Annotated in this window: 14 protein-coding genes, 1 tRNA gene and 3 pseudogenes; 11 read left to right on the top strand and 7 right to left on the bottom strand. The window is 52.7% G+C overall.

Annotated elements, in window-relative coordinates:
• Positions 1-114, top strand: a pseudogene (locus KP703_RS14095) (IS5/IS1182 family transposase); the annotation flags it as partial.
• A 513-nt stretch (positions 115-627) separates the two neighbouring features.
• Here the strand turns inward: KP703_RS14095 and KP703_RS14100 are convergent.
• The gene (locus KP703_RS14100; RefSeq protein ID WP_215755401.1) at positions 628-966 is read right to left on the bottom strand and encodes a P-II family nitrogen regulator; all 339 of its coding nucleotides are present in this window, start codon (positions 964-966) and stop codon (positions 628-630) included.
• Between the two features lie 226 nt (positions 967-1,192).
• Here KP703_RS14100 and KP703_RS14105 point away from each other — a divergent pair, with 226 nt between their 5' ends.
• Positions 1,193-2,446 carry a UbiH/UbiF/VisC/COQ6 family ubiquinone biosynthesis hydroxylase gene (locus tag KP703_RS14105; RefSeq protein ID WP_215755402.1) on the top strand — a complete coding sequence of 418 codons (1,254 nt, stop codon included), beginning with the start codon at positions 1,193-1,195 and terminating at the stop codon, positions 2,444-2,446.
• A gap of 143 nt (positions 2,447-2,589) precedes the next feature.
• The gene (cysE, locus tag KP703_RS14110) at positions 2,590-3,351 is read left to right on the top strand and encodes a serine O-acetyltransferase (protein WP_373687504.1); all 762 of its coding nucleotides are present in this window, start codon (positions 2,590-2,592) and stop codon (positions 3,349-3,351) included.
• Positions 3,352-3,393: 42 nt separating this feature from the next.
• On the opposite strand, the gene KP703_RS14115 is transcribed toward cysE, so the two are convergent.
• The 3 genes from KP703_RS14115 to groES form a co-directional block, all read right to left on the bottom strand.
• Complete coding sequence (locus KP703_RS14115) at positions 3,394-5,616, bottom strand: HAD family hydrolase (RefSeq protein ID WP_215755403.1); 2,223 nt, start codon at positions 5,614-5,616, stop codon at positions 3,394-3,396.
• Positions 5,617-5,908: 292 nt separating this feature from the next.
• Positions 5,909-7,549, bottom strand: a complete 1,641-nt coding sequence (gene groL, locus KP703_RS14120) for a chaperonin GroEL (protein WP_062143938.1) — start codon at positions 7,547-7,549, stop codon at positions 5,909-5,911.
• Between the two features lie 60 nt (positions 7,550-7,609).
• Entirely contained in the window at positions 7,610-7,903 is a 294-nt protein-coding gene (groES, locus tag KP703_RS14125) for a co-chaperone GroES (protein WP_043550518.1), read from the bottom strand.
• A 210-nt stretch (positions 7,904-8,113) separates the two neighbouring features.
• Here groES and KP703_RS14130 point away from each other — a divergent pair, with 210 nt between their 5' ends.
• Positions 8,114-8,839, top strand: a complete 726-nt coding sequence (locus KP703_RS14130) for a dienelactone hydrolase family protein (protein WP_215755404.1) — start codon at positions 8,114-8,116, stop codon at positions 8,837-8,839.
• Between the two features lie 70 nt (positions 8,840-8,909).
• On the top strand, positions 8,910-9,113 hold the full coding sequence (locus tag KP703_RS14135) for a cold-shock protein (protein ID WP_043550519.1): 204 nt from the start codon (positions 8,910-8,912) through the stop codon (positions 9,111-9,113).
• Between the two features lie 99 nt (positions 9,114-9,212).
• Here KP703_RS14135 and KP703_RS14140 read toward each other — a convergent pair whose 3' ends face one another.
• From KP703_RS14140 to efp, 3 genes are all read right to left on the bottom strand, one after another.
• Positions 9,213-12,167 (bottom strand): ATP-dependent DNA helicase, encoded by a 2,955-nt coding sequence (locus KP703_RS14140; protein WP_215755405.1) that lies wholly within the window; start codon positions 12,165-12,167, stop codon positions 9,213-9,215.
• A gap of 93 nt (positions 12,168-12,260) precedes the next feature.
• Positions 12,261-13,091 (bottom strand): inositol monophosphatase family protein, encoded by an 831-nt coding sequence (locus KP703_RS14145; protein ID WP_215755409.1) that lies wholly within the window; start codon positions 13,089-13,091, stop codon positions 12,261-12,263.
• Positions 13,092-13,130: 39 nt separating this feature from the next.
• The gene (gene efp, locus KP703_RS14150) at positions 13,131-13,697 is read right to left on the bottom strand and encodes an elongation factor P (RefSeq protein ID WP_062143947.1); all 567 of its coding nucleotides are present in this window, start codon (positions 13,695-13,697) and stop codon (positions 13,131-13,133) included.
• A 155-nt stretch (positions 13,698-13,852) separates the two neighbouring features.
• On the opposite strand from efp, the gene KP703_RS14155 reads away from it, so the two are divergent.
• The 6 genes and pseudogenes from KP703_RS14155 (at position 13,853) to KP703_RS14180 (ending at position 18,345) form a co-directional block, all read left to right on the top strand.
• Positions 13,853-13,942, top strand: a tRNA-Ser gene (locus KP703_RS14155).
• 91 nt (positions 13,943-14,033) lie between these two features.
• The gene (locus KP703_RS14160; RefSeq protein ID WP_215755406.1) at positions 14,034-14,618 is read left to right on the top strand and encodes a hypothetical protein; all 585 of its coding nucleotides are present in this window, start codon (positions 14,034-14,036) and stop codon (positions 14,616-14,618) included.
• 16 nt (positions 14,619-14,634) lie between these two features.
• The gene (locus KP703_RS14165; RefSeq protein WP_215755407.1) at positions 14,635-14,901 is read left to right on the top strand and encodes a hypothetical protein; all 267 of its coding nucleotides are present in this window, start codon (positions 14,635-14,637) and stop codon (positions 14,899-14,901) included.
• Between the two features lie 567 nt (positions 14,902-15,468).
• Positions 15,469-17,001, top strand: a complete 1,533-nt coding sequence (locus KP703_RS14170) for a discoidin domain-containing protein (RefSeq protein WP_215755408.1) — start codon at positions 15,469-15,471, stop codon at positions 16,999-17,001.
• A gap of 189 nt (positions 17,002-17,190) precedes the next feature.
• Positions 17,191-17,365 (top strand): annotated as a pseudogene (locus KP703_RS14175) (IS5/IS1182 family transposase); the annotation flags it as partial.
• A 75-nt stretch (positions 17,366-17,440) separates the two neighbouring features.
• A pseudogene (locus tag KP703_RS14180) lies at positions 17,441-18,345 on the top strand (transposase).
• Positions 18,346-18,409 lie beyond the last annotated feature (64 nt).

The raw sequence follows: 18,409 nt of genomic DNA on the forward strand, positions 1-18,409 counted from the left end.
TTGTTCATCCGAACTGTCGGTATCACCCGGGCCACCATGAGGATCGGGCTGGCCAATATCGTCTACAACATGCGCCGCTTCCTCTTCCTCGAAAGGTTGAACGCGAGCGCGTAGTCATCCAGCGGGAGGGCAGTCCCCGATCTGCTCAAAACGCAGATCAAAAGCTACCCCAAAAACCGTCAATCAAATCGCCAAAACCCTGAAATCACGAGCCAGGCGCATCAACCAACGGTTCTTCGATCCCTCCAACTGCAATTTAAGAATTTTTTGAAATGCAGTTAACTTTTCGAATTTATAGATGCTCCTATATTATATGTGGATTTGATATAAAATACTTATTGAGAAAAATTTTCCAGTATAACTATGATCGAGTCTTCATTTGGACATGCAACGATATACTAGGATTTAGAAAAAGCTGATGGCATATTCGAACTTATTTTTCTATTCTGCGAAACTTTTTATTGGTTGAGCATTGTGCCTAAATTTATAGATATATTTTTCTTGAAAAAATAACAAACGACTAACAGCTGTCTTTATTGCAGATATGGATGTCATATTCTGATTGCTGCATCTCTTAAGATTTATTACATGTTTGGCGTGGTGATTTTGAATGTTTGTAATTAGAGCTTACAAAGCCTCATCACCAGTCTCACGTGTCCTAATTCTGATAACTTGTGTCAACTCACTCACAAAAATCTTGCCATCTCCAATTTTACCTGTGTGAGCTGTATCTAGAATAGCTTCAATGACCTGATCCGCCAGAGCATCGGAAACCGCAATCTCGACCTTAATCTTCGGGAGAAAGCTGATTCTGTATTCTGCGCCGCGATAAATTTCTGTTTGGCCTTTCTGGCGGCCAAAACCTTTAACTTCAGAGACTGTCAGGCCCTGAATACCAAGCGGCGCAAGGGCTTCACGGACATCATCAAGCTTGAAGGGCTTTATAATCGCGGTCACCAGCTTCATGAAATCCACATCCTTGTCTTTTTCGCGGGCTGAAGGGCGAAGAGGGCCGCCAGCATTCCGCCTCTATATTAGGCCTTGTATGCGCAAACATGCCAGATTTTTGGCTGATTGACGAGCCTCCCTCTTTGGGCTTTCTGCTGGGATAGGATAAAAGAAGAAAGCTTTTTTGCTCGTGGCCCGTTTCCTGGCCATTTTTAGCGGGCACTCTGTATGAGGAATAACGACCATGGCTGCCACGTCTGCATCTGCTGTTCAGAATGCTGTCACGTCTTCGCATCCGCCAGTGGAGGATGTCGATGTGTGCATTATCGGCGCAGGCCCAGTCGGGGGATCTCTGGCGTGTCGCCTGGCTGTGGAAGGCATACGGGTTGCGATTGTTGACCGTGCCGATTTACCCCCTATGGAGCATCCGGATTTTGATGGTCGGGCTTATGCCATTGCTGCAGGTCCTAAAAAACTTCTGGAAGAAGCCGGTATCTGGGATGTTCTACCACTCCCTGCCGGTCCGATTGAAGATATTCTGGTAACAGATGGTCGGCCGGGTGAGCCTGCGTCTTCTCTGTTTCTGGAATTCACGCGGGAAGATGCGCATCAGCCTTTTGGCTGGATGGTCGAGGCGCGGGCCTTGCGTGTGGCTTTGAATGCCCAGCTTCATACGACGCCGAATATTACGGTGCTGGCCCCCGCAGAAGCTACAGTAGTCAGAAAGGCGGATGGCGCCGATATTCACTTGAAGGACGGTCGCTCATTCACGGCCTCTTTGGTGGTGGCTGCAGACGGGCGCAAAAGCCGTTTGCGTTCTGAGGCAGGTATTCCGCTGACAAAGCTGTCTTATGGACAAACGGCCATTGTATGCGCGATTGCACATGAGTTTCCGCATGATAACGGGGCTTTGGAACATTTCCTGCCTGCGGGGCCGTTCGCTCAGCTGCCGATGGCGGGGACTGAAGAGCATCCTTATCTTTCCGCTATTGTCTGGAGCGATAAAGATGCTCTGGCTCAGCGTTTTGCTGATCTGCCCGATGATATGTTCGCCCGCGAAGTCGAGCGGCGTATGGGCAGTAACCGGCTCGGCAAAGTGACCCCTGTTGGTCGCCGTTGGGTTTATCCTCTCTCTGCTCAATATGCTCAGCGGTATACGGATACACGGTTGTTGCTGGTTGGGGATGCTGCGCACGGTATTCATCCGATTGCAGGGCAGGGACTCAATCTGGGCTTTAGGGATATTATCGCCCTCAGTGATATTTTGCTGACGGCTTATGCCAAAGGCGAAGATCTGGGGGCACCGGCTCTGTTGGCGCGCTATCAGGCGCGTTGTCGGCCCGCCAATATGCTTATGCTCGCAGCGACGGATGCGCTGGATAGGCTGTTTAGCAATGATAACCCTCTGATCCGACTGGCTCGGGATGTGGGGATTGCTGGTGTTCACCGTCTCCCCAAGCTGAGAAAGGCCTTTGTAAAGCATGCCATGGGGCTTTAAAGCGGAACGACACCCGCGAAAATCAGCTGCTTTCTGAACGAAAGGACCTGCGTATGAACAGGCCGCACGTGTCTTCTATCCTTTCCAGCCATTTTGACGAATTCAGTCTGTGTTCACCTAAGCTGGAGCTCCTATGGCAGGAAATGGTGGAGCAGGCGTGTGTCTGTCATGACCCGCTGGTAAGGGGATTACTGGCTACCGGAATACGAAGCCACGCAGATTTTGCTTCGGCGCTGGCGGCTTTGCTGGGGCGGAAGCTGGGCGATAGGTCTGTTGCTGCGGATGCCTTGGCGGAATTGGTGAAAGAGAGTTTTGACGCACAGCCAGAAATCGTCTGTGCTGCCGCAGCTGATATGGTGGCCATTCGTGAGCGTGATCCCGCCTGCCCGGATTACGTGACGCCATTTTTGTTTTTCAAAGGTTTTCATGCGGTCCAGAGCTATCGGGTTGCGCACTGGCTCTGGCGTGCGGGGCGGCGGCATTTAGCTTTGCATTTGCAGAGTCGTGGCTCAGAGCTTTTTGGGGTGGATATTCATCCGGCGGCGCGCCTTGGGCGTCGTATTCTCTTTGATCACGGAACAGGCATTGTGGTGGGGGAGACGTCTATCATTGAGGACGATGTCTCCATCCTGCAGGAAGTTACTTTGGGCGGGACGGGAAAGCATTCCGGGGACCGTCATCCCAAAGTGCGGCGCGGGGTGTTGATCGGTGCAGGCGCTAAGGTACTGGGAAATATTGAAGTTGGGGAAGGGGCTAAAATAGGTGCTGGTTCAATCGTTTTGGAATCGGTGCCTCCCTTCACAACGGTGGTCGGCAATCCTGCACGGAAGGTGGGAACCAGGCATTCTGGCATGCCAGCGTTAAGCATGGATCAGATGCTTCCACCGATTGATTACATTATCTAAGAAAAATCCCCCGTATCTTTGAGGATACGGGGGATTTTTATATCAGGCCTTCTTGATGTGAAGTGGCAGCATTGGCACTTCGTCACCATCCAGAATGAATTGCCTGACACCATCTTGCGGCGCAATTTCCCGGAAGCCTGCACGCAGATAAACTTCCCGGCAGGGGGTGTTATCAGGCGTTTCTTTGATAGTGGCCGTGATGTCTGTTTCGCCTGTATGGGCGGCGCGTAGGAGCCTGACCGCTTCTGCCACAACAAACTCTTCCACTTCCATCCCCAGCACACGGCAACTCATCACGTATTGCGTGATTTCGGTAACTTTCAGGTAAAGGACGCCAACAAGACCGTATTCGGTGAATTTGTCTTTGACTTTGAATGCAAGAATTTTCCCGCCAGTCTTCAGAAAATCTGCAATATTTTCAAAAGACCAGCGTTGGCCGTTGGTGTTGAACTGATTGGTCTTGTTGGTCAGTTCCAGTGCGCGACCAAATTCAGGCTGATCTGTACTGGTGATGTTGATGAACGAGACCTCGCAGTGAAGAGACGCAAGGAATTCTGACCTGTCCATGGTGGAACGGGTTTCTTCACGCTCAATCTGGCCGCGGATCATTTCTTCACGTTTGCCAGATTCTTCTGTCATGCGTGCGATCTGAGTCTCAGCAGACCACAGGAGAATACGACGTGTCAGATACGGATTACCGCCGATAACCCTGACATCCGGCAGAGCAGACGCAACAGCGGCACGTTCTACAGGATTGTCATCAACAAAAACCACGCTCTTTGGCTTTATGTTGAACTCTTTGCAGATTTCAGAAATGTTCTGAGCCTTGGATGTCCAGTTGATTTTGACCGACGAGAAATCGTCCAGAGAAATCAGCTTGGGCTCAATGACATCATCCCATCTGTTCTTAACGTAGTCATAGTCATTTTTAGAGCAGATTGCGACAAGGATGCCGCGGGCTCGCAGATAGTGAATGGCTTCCCAGATTCCGAGCGGCCAGCCATCAGTGCGGGGCCAGGGCTGTGCTTCCGGGCGATAATGTTCGGCAATCTGACCACGCCACAGCGTGTTATCCAGATCGAACACAACCGCCTTGACCTGATCTACCTGCTTTGTGGTCCGGTAGGCCGTGACCATCTGACGAAAAATAGCGTCAAGGAACGCATCTTTTTTGACAGGATAAACTGTTTCCAGCGGAGGAATGGGTTCGTTTCTGGCAATGGAGCCAAAATCATCCCAATCCTGATAGGTCACAGCACCATGCGAATAGAAATAAACGAGGTCGTCCAGAATATAACGCTTGCCAATTGTTGATGCGACAGCGTCAACATTCAAAAGATAAGCATTTTTATAGCTGGCGACTTTCTCGTTCAGATAGTCATTCAGTCTCTGAACGATCGTCGGCAGATCATTGTTGCTGCCGCGTTCATACATGCTGGACGCTGTGCTCATCTGCGGCACAATGAAATTGGAGACGAATGTCAGCAGGCCATGTCGCTCATTGTAGATCATCGCGCTGGAAAGCATGGCATCAATGATGCTGTAAGCGTCCTGCAGGATGGTCTTGGTGAAGCCTTCCTCGTTAAAACGAAAACCCCAGATAACGCGGTCGCTCAATACGGAGCGTAGTGGGATTTGCAGATACTGAAAATCGTAGTCCGAGACAGGGGAGGGCGGAGCTTCAGGAAGAACACTGACGAAATTATAAGGGATATAATCAAATGTCGTTTCAGGGTGCCGTGCCTGAAGCTGCTCATGGTAAAGCGCGGTTAGGCAGGAGCCTACCAGCAGCACTTTCCCGATTTTTACGTTTGTGACTTCAAGGTCAGATGGGAACAGGAATTCAGCATCGGACAGACCTGCGGGCACTGCTGCAGACACAGGCTCAGGTAATGGAGAAGGTTCTACTACTGCCTGAGGGAGCGATTCAGGGGCTGCCTGAGGTCGATTTTGTTTCAGAATAAATCGTGTATCAGGAGCAGCAGGGTGTTCCAAGATTATATTTATGAGCCCTTCAGGATCTCTAAATGCTTCAATAGAACGCCACATCAGAGTGCCATCTTCTCCTAAAATAAGGAGACGATAATTTTCTATGCGCCAGGAACGTTCATTATGGTGGTAATAGCCATCTATTGTTCCATTAGGGCTAAGTATAAGTGACTCACTTAGAAAAAAACCACCAACAGGACCAAATGACCATATTCCCTCAGTAAGGGGAGGGGAAATGTTTTTAGGAGGTCCTTGGAAATTTTTTGTTTCAATCATTTTTACTTAACCTGCTTGTAATAACAATCTCTTTGGACGGAGTGTCCACAAGACGGTTTTGGAAGTGTTGGGAGGTAAGTCTCACCTCATTCTAGAGCAAGTATACCTATCCATAGCGTAATTTACCATGTGCGCAGCTCAAGATTTTTTTTATCGGCACGGATATTAAATTAAAATTGCATGAAACAAAAAGAGCGAATGCGACATAGTGTCACATCCGCTCTTTTGATGATTTTCGTGAAATCGAAAGCTGACTGAATCAGCTTTCGACCACTCAATCCGTATGGAGGACTTAGAAGTCCATACCACCCATACCGCCCATGTCAGGGCCGCCAGCCGGAGCGGCTTTCTTTTCAGGGCGTTCTGCAACCATGGCTTCCGTGGTGATCAGCAGGCCAGCAACAGAAGCTGCGTCCTGCAGAGCCGTGCGGACGACCTTGGTCGGGTCGATGATACCGGCGTCAACCAGGTTTTTGTATTCGCCAGCCTGTGCGTCGAAGCCAAAGGCGTATTCTTTGGATTCCAGCACCTTGTTGGCGATAACCGCACCATCTTCACCAGCATTGTGAGCGATCTGGCGCAGGGGAGCCTGCAGAGCCTTGCGGATGATGTCGCCACCAACGCGCTGATCGTCATTGTGGTAGTGCAGGTGAGACAGGTTGGCAGAAGCGCGAGCCAGAGCCGTGCCACCACCCGGAACAATGCCTTCTTCGACGGCAGCGCGGGTTGCGTGCAGAGCGTCGTCAACGCGGTCTTTGCGTTCCTTGACTTCAATTTCCGTGGAGCCGCCAACGCGGATCACGGCAACGCCACCAGCCAGTTTGGCCAGACGTTCCTGCAGCTTTTCACGGTCGTAGTCAGAGGAGGTTTCCTCGATCTGCGCACGGATCTGCTTGCAACGGCCCTTGATTTCTTCGGACTTGCCAGCGCCATCAACGATGGTCGTGTTTTCTTTGTCGATACGGACTTTTTTAGCCGTGCCGAGCATGGGCAGTGTGACGGTTTCGAGCTTGATGCCGAGGTCTTCGCTGATGACCTGACCACCGGTCAGGATAGCGATATCTTCCAGCATGGCTTTACGACGGTCACCAAAGCCCGGAGCCTTAACAGCAGCAATTTTCAGGCCACCGCGCAGCTTGTTGACAACCAGCGTTGCCAGAGCTTCACCATCCACGTCTTCTGCAATGATCAGCAGTGGACGGCCGGACTGCACAACAGATTCAAGCAGCGGCAGGATCGGCTGAAGAGAAGATAGCTTCTTTTCATGGATCAGGATGTAGGGGTTTTCCAGATCAGCCGTCATCTTCTCCGTGTTGGTCACGAAGTAGGGGGAGATGTAGCCACGGTCGAACTGCATGCCTTCAACCACGTCCAGTTCGGTCTGGAAGTGCTTGGCTTCTTCAACCGTGATGACGCCCTCGGAGCCCACTTTCTGCATGGCTTCGGAGATCATCTGGCCGATTTCGGCTTCACCGTTAGCGGAGATCGTACCGACCTGAGCGGTTTCTGCCGGGGTGGTGATCTTCTTGGTGTTCTTCTTCAGTTCCTCAACAACGGCCGTGACAGCTTTGTCGATGCCGCGCTTGAGGTCCATCGGGTTCATGCCAGCAGCAACAGCCTTGTGGCCTTCGCGAACGATAGCCTGAGCCAGAACGGTTGCCGTGGTCGTGCCGTCACCAGCGATATCGTTGGTTTTGGAGGCCACTTCGCGCAGCATCTGTGCGCCCATGTTTTCGAACTTGTCAGCCAGTTCGATTTCTTTGGCAACAGACACACCGTCTTTGGTGATGCGCGGTGCGCCGAAGCTTTTATCGAGCACAACGTTGCGGCCTTTGGGGCCCAGCGTCACTTTTACAGCGTCAGCAAGGATGTCAACGCCACGCAGCATACGCTGGCGAGCGTCACCACCAAACTTTACGTCTTTGGCAGCCATATCAAATTCTCCTGTGAGAGATCAGTTTATAAGGTCGAAAAGCGGATCAGCGCGTCACACTCAGGCGGAAATCACGCCCAGAATGTCGCTTTCTTTCATGATCAGCAGCTCTTCGCCGTCGATCTTCACTTCCGTGCCGGACCATTTGCCGAACAGAACGCGGTCACCGGCCTTGACATCAAGCGCCACAACCTGCCCCTGCTCATTACGAGCGCCAGGACCTGCGGAAACGACTTCGCCTTCCATCGGCTTTTCTTTTGCCGTGTCAGGGATGATAATGCCGCCAACCGTCTTCTCTTCGCTTGCGAGACGACGAACGACTACTCGGTCGTGTAAAGGACGAAACTTCGTCATTATGGATCGCTCCACATTCTTTTTTGCTGCGGTGGCGCCCTTGTCAGGAAGCGACACCACCTGCATCTACCGCGCGTAATAAACGCCGCGTTGCGTTAGCACTCCCACCCCGGGAGTGCCAAAACAGGAGATAGGTTTGTCCTCCTCCTGAGTCAAGAAATGTGGAAAACTTTCTTCAACCTTTAATTTTCACTCACAGGGAGTCGCACCATGGGACAAATCATCACACTTAAGGCTGCGGATGGGCACGAATTTTCAGCCTATGAAGCTGGCCATGCCGACATGCCCTATGCACTGGTTGTGGTGCAGGAAATTTTTGGCGTGAACAGCCATATCCGGCATGTGTGCGACACATTTGCCGAGCATGGTTTCCACGTTATTGCCCCTGCATTGTTTGACCGTGCCGAGCCGGGTGTGGAGCTGGGCTACGAAAAAGCTGATATTCAGACTGGTCTGGCGCTGCGTAGCCGTATTCCGCTGGCGGAAACGCTGCTGGATCTGGAGGCTGCCTCGGCTGCGCTGAATACCGCAAAGGTTGGCATTCTCGGCTATTGCTGGGGTGGCCTGCTGGCGTGGGAAGCGGCCTCCCAGACTAACAGTTTCGCGGTTGCCGTCGGCTGGTATGGCGCCGGCATTGCAGCACGTATTAATGAGACTCCACGCTGCCCTGTTCAGCTTCATTTTGGTGAAGCCGACACCACCATTCCACACACAGATGTGAGTACCATTCGCTCCGCTCATCCTGAGATTGAAATTTATATGTATGACGGAGCAGGGCACGGCTTTGGCTGCTCACAGCGGGCTTCGTTTGATCTGGATGCCTACGAACTGGCGCAGAAGCGCAGTGTTGCCTTTCTGGAAGCGCATCTGCGGTCTCACGCCGGACACAGAGCACCGGCAGAGGGTATTTTGATTGACAAGACCGCATCTTCGTGACCCGATAAGTACATCCTGTAACCGGTCATATGGTTGTCCGGTAGGAGATATCAGGGAAAGTTACCCGCCTATGCCGACCGGTACAGTTAAATGGTTTAATGCCACTAAAGGCTTTGGTTTCATCGCACCTGACGATGGGGGCAAGGATGTCTTCGTTCATATCACAGCTGTGCAGGCTGCTGGTCTGCGTGGTCTGAATGAGAACGAGAAAGTCTCATACGAACTCGTGACCGAGCGTGGTAAAGTTGCTGCGACTGAACTTAAGCCGATCTAAGTCGGCTTAAGACGAAGGGCCACAAAGCCCGGACGTGCGTTTTGGTCTGCCTGTTTGGTCTGCTTATTGGGGTCCAGCTGGCAGCCGGACTGCGCGATTTTACAAAAATGCTCTGATTTCCCGCGCTACATCTGCCAGCCCCAGACGCCTGACTTCCGCTCCGGGGGGGAACGCTGACAGCAGGCGAGACGGCGTGCGACGATCCAGCAGCACAAAGACACCTTTATCTGACTGGCTTCTGATGAGCCGTCCAAATGCCTGCCGCAACCGCAGGCGCGCAATGCGGTCATCATATCCCGTGGTGTCACCTCCTGAGAGGTGAATACGGCGTTCTCTGTGCAGAATGTCCGGACGCGGCCACGGCACCCGCTCAAACACAACCAGACGCAGGGCATTGCCCGGAACGTCTACCCCGTCGCGCATGGCATCCGTGCCCAGCAGGCAGGCATGTTCCTCTGTGCGGAAAATATCCACCAGCGTTGCGTTATCCATTGCGTCGACATGCTGGGCATAAAGCGGGAGCCCCTGATCTTCCAGCGCTGGAGCGATGCGACTATGCACGCCGCGTAACCGGGAAATGGCGGTAAACAGGCCCAGTCCGCCGCCGCCGGAGGCTTCAAACAAAGTGCGATAGGCTGCGGCCAGATCGGCAATGCTGGCGTGGTCCACATCCGTGACAATGAAGGTGCGCGTCTGCCGCGCGTAATCAAACGGACTGGTCAGACTGGCGCGAATGGCCGGAGAGGGGAAGTGATTGGCTCCGGTACGGGCTTCTGCCGCTTCCCACGCACGCTCGGCTTCCTCGCTTTCCGGCTCATCCTGTCCATGCGGCGTGTCTGACTGATCGCGCAGCGTGGCGGATGTGATGAGCATCCCCTGCGCAGGCATAGCCATGACAGCAGCAAAAGGAATGGTCGGGTCCAGCCAGTGGCGGTGGAGACCGACATCATGTTCGCCGGGGCGCTGCTGTTGCCGCCTGTCCAGCCGGATGAAGTGAATGTGGGTTGGCGTGGTATCGGCAGGTGGTGGCTGGTCCAGAGCATCGAGCATGGAAATCCATGCATCCAGCCGCGTGATGGCGCGCCGACGGAGACCGCGCACCATGGCTTCAATGCGGCCACGAGTCACGCTGTCCAGAGAGTCCGCATCATCCTGCAAGCGGGCCTGTAGACGCTCCGCAAGTGTGCGCAATGGTTCAGCAATCCGGCTAAGTGCACGCGCCAAGGCTTGCCCGGATTCTGGAAGGTCCGGGATAAGCGGATGCAGATCACATTCCAGAGCCCCATACTGATGTGTCTGCCGCCGGTCCTCGCTGCGTGCCAGCACTTGTTGGCGGAGGAGGCGGAGGAAGCTCTCGGTCGGGTTTTCCAGCACCGGTTCCGGAAGAATGGGCTGTGGCGGAAAAAGCGCGTCCGGGTCATCAATCGGGGGTGGCTCGGGTGGTGATGTCTCGGACGACTCAGCATCCGCCAGTCTGGCAGACCAGCCGGGAGCGGGCAGGGCATGAGCCGCCATGAGGGCCGCATCCAGCGGGGCTTCCAGCTTGGGGAACCCAACCACCAGATCATCCAGTCGTCGTTTCAGGCCACGGGCGCGGGAGCGACGGCCTTCAGCCCCCAGCAGCCAGCGGCGAAGCTCGGCGGCTTCCAGCCCGGAGAGTTCGGCAGAAAACGCGCCATCGGCTGCGTCGGCCAGATGATGGCCTTCGTCAAAGATATAACGGGAGGGGGTGGCATCTTCTTCCGTTTCTTCGGAATTGTCGCCCATAGCCGCCTGTGCATACGCCGCCTGCGACATGACCAGGGCATGGTTGGCAATGACCAGATCTGCCTCCCGCGCCCGGCGGGTGGTGTGTTCCACAAAGCAGCGCTGATAATGCGGGCAGGCCCCGTGAATACATTCGCCACGCCGGTCCGCAACGCCAAACACGCTTCCCTGACCATACAGATCGCCAAACCAGCCGGGCAGATCGCCTCCCAGCAGATCACCATCTGCGGTGGCGCGGGTCCAGCGGGCCAGCATGGCAAGGGCGATGGTCACACCTGCCGGGCGGGAGGCGGCACTATTGACGGCCTCTTCCATGTTCAGCAGGCAGAGATAATTTTCCCGGCCTTTACGCAGTACAATATGGTGGCGTCGCGTCGCGTCATCGGGGAAAAGCCGATGCGTTTCCTGTTCAATCTGGCGTTGCAGATGGCGCGTGTAGGTGCTGATCCACACGCTGCCGCCGTTGCGTTGCGCCCAGACGCTGGCTGGGGCGATATAGCCAAGGGTTTTGCCTGTTCCTGTTCCGGCTTCCGCCAGCACCACCGCAGGATTGCCGCGATGCGTGCGGGGTTCAAATGCCGCGGTGGAAACGCTGGCAAAATCAGCCTGACCAGCCCGGCTTTCCGAGCCTTCGCCCAGCAAGGTTCGCAGCCGTGTGCGGGCTTCTGCCGGGGTAATGGGGTGCGAGGCTGGTGGCGGGCGTGGGGCGACATCTTCCCATTTAGGCAGAACGCGCCAGACGCGCAGGGCGTCACCCGGTTGCAGAGCGTCTTCTGGCAGATTGCCCTTGCCGTCTAGCTTGTCTGGCAGGCCCAATGTTTCGGCTACGGTGCCAGCCCATGGCCATCCCGCCTGTGCCAGCCGAACGGTCAGGGCGGCCAGCATCTCGCCAAAAGGCCCTGATTTCTGGCGGGCCAGTTCCGCCAGCATGGTCTCGACGAGTAAGGGGAGAAGGTCCGCTTCGGCGCGGCCAATCCGGTCCTCTTCTACTCCGAGTGCTAATGCCAGCCCACGTGGTGTCGGGGCTGCTGTACGAGCCGGGTAGACAAAGGTGAAGAGCTCCAGCAGGTCCAGCCAGGGGGAGGGCTGGCCGGGAGGCGGCAGGTCCAGCTTGCGCGCAACGGAAGGCGCGTGAACCACCAGCGGGCAGGGTATGCTGCTTAGCCGGGCGCAGAGTTCTGATGCGGAGAGTGTAAGAAACTCACCGTCTTCTGTCAGAAGGGAGAAGCCACGATGATGCGCCGTAACGGCGGGCGCGTCGTGTGCAGAGGGGAAGGACGCCTGCATGGAGGTTCCACCTTACGCAATCTGCGGTGTGTGGCTAGGGGGTGTTAAAAAAGGGAGCCAGTTCAGGCTGAGCAGGCTCCCTTCTGGAAAACTTTAGGAGGCGTTTTTCAGGCTGTCTGCTACAATCTCCAGCAGCTTGCTGTGCATGTAGCCATTGCCTGCCACGATCATGACGTCATCCGGCATGTCATCCAGATCCAGCCCGGCCGGATCTGTCACCTGACCACCTGCTTCACGCAGGATCAGGATACCGGCAGCGCAATCCCACGGCTTGATGCCGAATTCCCAGTAGCCTTCGTACCGGCCAGCGGCGACCCATGCGAGGTCCAGTGCGGCTGCGCCAAAGCGACGGATACCGGCAACGCGCGGCATGAGGTTCCCCATGACGCGGGCAAACGGCAGGCGCTGGCGGGCAGGCACTTTTGCAAACGGGATACCGGTTGCAAAAACGGCTTCCTGCATGTCACGACGGGCAGAGACACGGATGCGGCGTTCGTTGAGGAATGCGCCCGTGCCTTTTTCCGCCCAGAACATTTCGTTAGCAGCCGGGTTGTAGACCAGAGCGGCAGCCAGTTCGATCTTGCCGTCCGGCAGCCGGCGCTGGAGGCCAATGGAGATAGCCCAGTGCGGAATGCCGTGCAGGAAGTTGGTGGTGCCGTCCAGCGGGTCCACAATCCAGCGCCACGTCCAGTTGTCACCACCGGATTTTCCAGATTCCTCCATCAGGAAGGCATAGCCCGGGCGAGCCCGTTCCAGCTCTTCACGCAGGGTCTGTTCTGCACGCAGGTCTGCCTGAGAAACAAAGTCACCCGGCCCCTTGATGCTTACCTGAAGCTGCTCGACTTCATTGAAATCGCGCAGGAGACGCTTTGCTGCCTTCTGGGCGGCAGTTTGCATCACCATCATGACGGGGGAAAGACGCATGGCCACTATGTTTTGTCCTGTCTGGAGTAATGCGGAAGATCAGTCTTTGGCGCGTTCGACGTAAGAGCCGTCTTCAGTCCGGACGACAATGCGTTCACCGGCTTCAATGAAGGGCGGCACCATGGTCTTTACACCATTGGAGAGTTTGGCAGGCTTGTAGGAGGAGCTGGCCGTCTGGCCTTTGACCACCGGATCAGCCTCAACAACTTCCAGCGTGACCTGCGGCGGCAGATCGATCCCAACCGGGTCGCCTTCCACAAGGTGGATGTTGATGGTCATGTTGTCCTGCAGGAACGGTGCCTGATCACCCAGCAGATCGACCGGAATCATGGTCTGCTCGAACGTTTCAGGGTCCATCAGCACGAGGGATTCACCGTCGGTATAGGAATACAGATATTCCTTGTCCTCGGTCATCAGGCGCTCGACACTGTCAGCTGTACGCCAGCGTTCGTTGGTTTTGTTGCCCGTCTTGAGGTCGCGCATTTCCACCTGAATGAAAGCGCCACCCTTGCCGGGGGTAATGATCTGCTGTTTGAGCACCGTCCAGCGACGGCCATCATGCTCGATGACCTGTCCGGCCCGGATCAGGTTCGCCTGCTGTTTCATAACTCGTCCCTGAATGGATGGATGTAAGGACCGGGCTTTTACAACTCCAAACGCCTTAGAGCAAGCCGAGCGAAGACAAACAACCCCGACAAAAGCCATTTTCACCCGCTGGACAGGCAACGCGAGCATAGTTATAAGGCTTTCAATCTGATGCAGGAAGGGTGGCCGAGTGGTTGAAGGCTCCAGTCTTGAAAACTGGCGTGCGGGTAACCGTACCGTGGGTTCGAATCCCACCCCTTCCGCCATCAGAGGCAAATCCAATGAAGTCAATGACGTATAAGCAGAGTTCGGTTGCTCAACCTACCGTGTCGATGGTGGTCCTGCGGTAGTTCTTCTATGACCAAGAGGGACGCTGAAGTGTTTGGATTGAAACGTGCAGCCAGTGGCCTGTGGTCCGCTCGGCTCTCCATTCCTCGTGATCGCTGGCAGGATGTCGGACAGGCTGATGGAACGAAGTCTGGCATCCGGCAGGAGTTCCTGAAGTCTCTTCAGACCCATGATAAGCAGGAAGCTGTGAAGCGGCGAGGTCCGGCTCTGGATGCCCTCCGCAGTCAGGGGAATGGTAGGCTGGAAGCTATCGGCAAGAAGCCACTGTCAGGCGACTGGGAGCCAGACTGGGCAACACCTGAGAAAGCGATAGAAGCAGGTCTGCGCTATCGTCAGCAGATTGAGCAGGCTTCAGACGACTATGACCCGGCAGAAGGTCTTAATCCCGGTGAGGCTGCTGAGGGTGCCCCTGAAAGTGAGCGTGAGCATGTCAGGTCCGCTGTGACCGATCTTGTTCTGGAAGCCTCAGAGAAGCTGCCTTCACCGGCTGACGGCACACGCTATTTCAAGACTGTCATGGGTGTGGTGGACGGCACCACAACGCCACTGGGGCCACTGCTGGACCGCTGGGCAACTGAGAGGCCGAACCATTAGCAAGGCAGCTTTGCCGATGGATAAAACGGCCATCAAGCAGTTCTCTGTGTATCTGGTAGAGCATGAAAGCCTGCGGGTCGGTGGCACGATTAAAGACTCGGTGCAGCTTCTCAGAGCTAAAGGGCTGGAAAGCCTTGAACCAAGGGTGCTGGGCGGTTTCTCGGAGTGGTTGCTCGACAGTGCGGGACTGAATCCCAAGACCGTGGCAACGCGCCTTAGCTACATGAAGATGTTTTGGGATTGGTGCATTCGCAAACACATTATCTCTGGTCCAAATTCCTAGGGCGGTGCCATCCTTGTCTGATGGCCTTTGCTCTTCGGACAGGGAGCAGAGACAACGAGCAGTGCAAGCTGCAAGGAACTAGGTTACTAGGCACAGGCATCATTTTTTTAAGGTAGAAAGTAAGTGGTGCGGCGATATAGATCGCTTACATGCATGTAAGGGCATATCTGTGTGCCGTGAAGTTCTCCGCATCAATTATCGGATGCTTTGAATGGCTATAAGGCTCTGGTAGGGGCATAAGAATCCGGTCGAAAACGCCTATACTAACGAAAGAAACGATTGTATAATGTCTTGTGCAGGCCCTAGCCTTTCAAGGCGTCTTTCTACTGAAGTCCGTTTCGAATGCGTTAAATAATCCTAGTTAGTAATCGTGGGCTTTCCAAGTGTAGAGGAGTAGCCAGCTTAAGCAGGCTTGCAAGTGATTTTTATTGTTAATATTATGGTATAATAATTAAGTAAATACATAAAAAATTTTCAGAATGTGGAGAGATTATGTGGCCTATCTTTTCAAAGTCTCAAAAAAGTTGTATGGTTTCTTAATTTTAAAATAAAATGTCCGAGAGTGTAATGCCAAAAGTTATAGACTGTTTTTCATTTTTCAATGAATATGACTTGCTTGAGATGCGACTTGAAGAGTTGGATCCAATTGTCGACTATTTTGTTATATGTGAGGCAAGGTACACTTATACAGGGAAAGAAAAAGAATTAAATTTTTTAAAAAATGAAAAAAAATATGCAAAATATGCAAAGAAAATAATTCATATAGCCATTGAAAAATTCCCTGAAGGATTGACGGCGGCAGAAATTGACGCATATCAGCGTGAAGAAATGATGAAGGAAATTCGGAAATTTGAGCCGGACGACCTTATAATGCACTCCGATGTTGATGAAATACCGAGAGTCGATTCTGTAAAAAAAGCAATAGATTTTGATGGCATAACGTTTTTCGTTATGGATATGTATCAATATTATTTTAATATGCGTGAAAGGACAAATTGGGATAGTGCTTATGCTGTAAAAGCAAAGTATTTCTCTATGCTTCTTGAGGACGGAAATCAAAAAAATATACGTGATTTACAAGTGAAAGATTTTCAAGGTTTAATATTAAAGAATATTCCCCCATATCTTTTAACTTTTTTACGGTATGACTTTAGGCGAAAACTTAATGAGTATAAGATACCAGTACAGGCAGAAAAAAATGCTGGGTGGCATTTTACGAATATTGGCGATTTAGATTTTCTTGAGAAAAAATTTCAATCGTATGCGCATGCTGGTGATCCATGGCCCTCTCTTATGCAAGACAAAAGAAGGATGAAACAGCAAATTGATATTGGCGTGAGAATTTTCCAATTTGAGAATTTGGCAGAGTATGTAGAGGTTGATGAAACATTTCCAGCATATATTTATCGGAATAGAAAAGCGTTATCTCAAAAAGGTATGCTGCGCAATATGTATGAAGCATACAAAAATTTACAAAAAATGTACGTAAAAATGAGGAGAGATTTTTGTCTTAATGATATTCGCAGTAAAGAGGTTAAAGAAGATTTTTGTTATCTTACCCCCTTGAATTTTCTGAATTTAGCATTGTGTGATACCAATTCTCGCCCTGTTGATATACATAAGCTGCCTATATCGCAGCCCAAGGGTATTTTATTAAGTGCCCATAAAAAAGCGACGCAAAGCTCTATTTGTGAATGGTCTTGTTTCCCTAATGTTGTGTCGGATGCTACCAATGCATTGATAGGGAATCCTACAGGTCATTTTAGCTGTCATACAGATCTCGAAGAAAATCCATGGTGGGCTGTTGATTTGGCAGAAGTGAAAAGTATTTTCGAAATAAGAGTTTTTAATAGAGTATTTCCATTATCTGAAAGTAATTCTATAAAAAAACGTTTGCAAACAATCCAAATTTCTGTTTCAGACAATGGAAAAGTATATAGAACAATCTATCTTCACGATGCCGATGAAATGATTGGAGGCGTTGACGGAACGCCACTTATTGTGTTGCCCAAAAGAGATATTCAGGCTCGATTTGTGAAAATTTCTTTGAATGAACGTCAGTGTTTGCATTTGGATAAAGTCTTTGTGTATGGGGTCTAGCTGAACAGTTATAACCTAAACGTATTGGCTGCAGCGATTTGGAGGGATCGAAGAGCCGTTGGTTGATGCGCTTAACTCGTGATTTCAGGGCGGGGGGGCGTGCTGATTGAAGGTGGAGGGTTCGAAAAACCCCTTGGCTCTGAGTTGCTCTGTGTGCTTCCATTTCTTCGGCGTTGATTGGGGGATTACATGAAGCAGTCTGGTTTCTTTGATGTTGAAGAGCGGCTTGCCCGGTTGAGCGGGCTTGGCGATCAGCTTGAAGCGTTTTCCCGAACTGTGGATTTTGAGGTGTTCCGCCCTGATCTGGAGAAGGCTCTGGCCTATTCGGATGGAAGCAAAGGCGGGTGTCCGCCCTTTGATCCNTGGAGGGTTCGAAAAACCCCTTGGCTCTGAGTTGCTCTGTGTGCTTCCATTTCTTCGGCGTTGATTGGGGGATTACATGAAGCAGTCTGGTTTCTTTGATGTTGAAGAGCGGCTTGCCCGGTTGAGCGGGCTTGGCGATCAGCTTGAAGCGTTTTCCCGAACTGTGGATTTTGAGGTGTTCCGCCCTGATCTGGAGAAGGCTCTGGCCTATTCGGATGGAAGCAAAGGCGGGTGTCCGCCCTTTGATCCGGTTCTGATGCCAAAACGGTCTGGCTGTTCCGTGAGCGTCTGACACAGGCGGGTGCGGTCGATGGTCTGTTCAATCGCTTTGATGCAACACTGGTGGCTGCTCCAAAGCAGCGCAATACGAACGCTGAGAAAGCGGATCTCCGGGCAGGACGTATTCCAGAAGACTGGCAGGACAAGCCCGCAAAGATGTCGCACAAGGATCGTCATGCACGATGGACACTTAAGTTCACGAAGGCGAAGCGGCAGGACGATGGAACCATACCGTCGAGCGATCTCGCCATCCCGTTCTTTGGCTACAAATCCCACGTCTCCATCGACCGGAARTTTMGGYTSATCCGAAAATGGAAGACGACGGATGCCGCCGCCAGTGATGGTGCSMGAYTRWGMGAGGGGCTGTTAGATAAAACCAATACGGCCTCAAGCGTTTGGGCTGATACAGCTTATCGCTCGAAAGCGAATGAGGACTTCATGGAAAAGCATGGCTTTGTCTCGAAGGTTCACAGGAAAAAGCCGCATCTCAAGCCTATGCCATGACATACCCAAAGATCCAACGCCGGAAAATCCGTTATCCGGTCGCGTGTCGAGCATGTTTTTGCCGATCAGAAATCGCAGACAGGACTGTTCGTCCGAACCGTAGGCATAACGCGAGCCACCATGAGGATCGGGCTGGCCAATATCGTCTATAATATGCGCCGATTTCCCCTCCTGGAGCGGAGTAACGCCGCCGCGTAGCAATCCAGAGCATGAAACCATCACTCTGCTCAAAACGCAGAGCGAAAATCAGCTCCAGGAACTA

This window comes from Acetobacter sp. P5B1 (genome assembly GCF_018811985.1).
Taxonomy (GTDB): Bacteria; Pseudomonadota; Alphaproteobacteria; order Acetobacterales; family Acetobacteraceae; genus Acetobacter; species Acetobacter cerevisiae.

Coding starts and splice junctions, on each gene's coding strand:
- KP703_RS14100 (WP_215755401.1), bottom strand. CDS start 966: ATGAAGCTGGTGACCGCGATTATAAAGCCCTTCAAGCTTGATGATGTC.
- KP703_RS14170 (WP_215755408.1), top strand. CDS start 15,469: ATGCCAAAAGTTATAGACTGTTTTTCATTTTTCAATGAATATGACTTG.
- KP703_RS14130 (WP_215755404.1), top strand. CDS start 8,114: ATGGGACAAATCATCACACTTAAGGCTGCGGATGGGCACGAATTTTCA.
- KP703_RS14105 (WP_215755402.1), top strand. CDS start 1,193: ATGGCTGCCACGTCTGCATCTGCTGTTCAGAATGCTGTCACGTCTTCG.
- groES (WP_043550518.1), bottom strand. CDS start 7,903: ATGACGAAGTTTCGTCCTTTACACGACCGAGTAGTCGTTCGTCGTCTC.
- KP703_RS14165 (WP_215755407.1), top strand. CDS start 14,635: ATGGATAAAACGGCCATCAAGCAGTTCTCTGTGTATCTGGTAGAGCAT.
- cysE (WP_373687504.1), top strand. CDS start 2,590: ATGGTGGAGCAGGCGTGTGTCTGTCATGACCCGCTGGTAAGGGGATTA.
- KP703_RS14115 (WP_215755403.1), bottom strand. CDS start 5,616: ATGATTGAAACAAAAAATTTCCAAGGACCTCCTAAAAACATTTCCCCT.
- KP703_RS14140 (WP_215755405.1), bottom strand. CDS start 12,167: ATGCAGGCGTCCTTCCCCTCTGCACACGACGCGCCCGCCGTTACGGCG.
- KP703_RS14135 (WP_043550519.1), top strand. CDS start 8,910: ATGCCGACCGGTACAGTTAAATGGTTTAATGCCACTAAAGGCTTTGGT.
- KP703_RS14160 (WP_215755406.1), top strand. CDS start 14,034: ATGACCAAGAGGGACGCTGAAGTGTTTGGATTGAAACGTGCAGCCAGT.
- efp (WP_062143947.1), bottom strand. CDS start 13,697: ATGAAACAGCAGGCGAACCTGATCCGGGCCGGACAGGTCATCGAGCAT.
- groL (WP_062143938.1), bottom strand. CDS start 7,549: ATGGCTGCCAAAGACGTAAAGTTTGGTGGTGACGCTCGCCAGCGTATG.
- KP703_RS14145 (WP_215755409.1), bottom strand. CDS start 13,091: ATGCGTCTTTCCCCCGTCATGATGGTGATGCAAACTGCCGCCCAGAAG.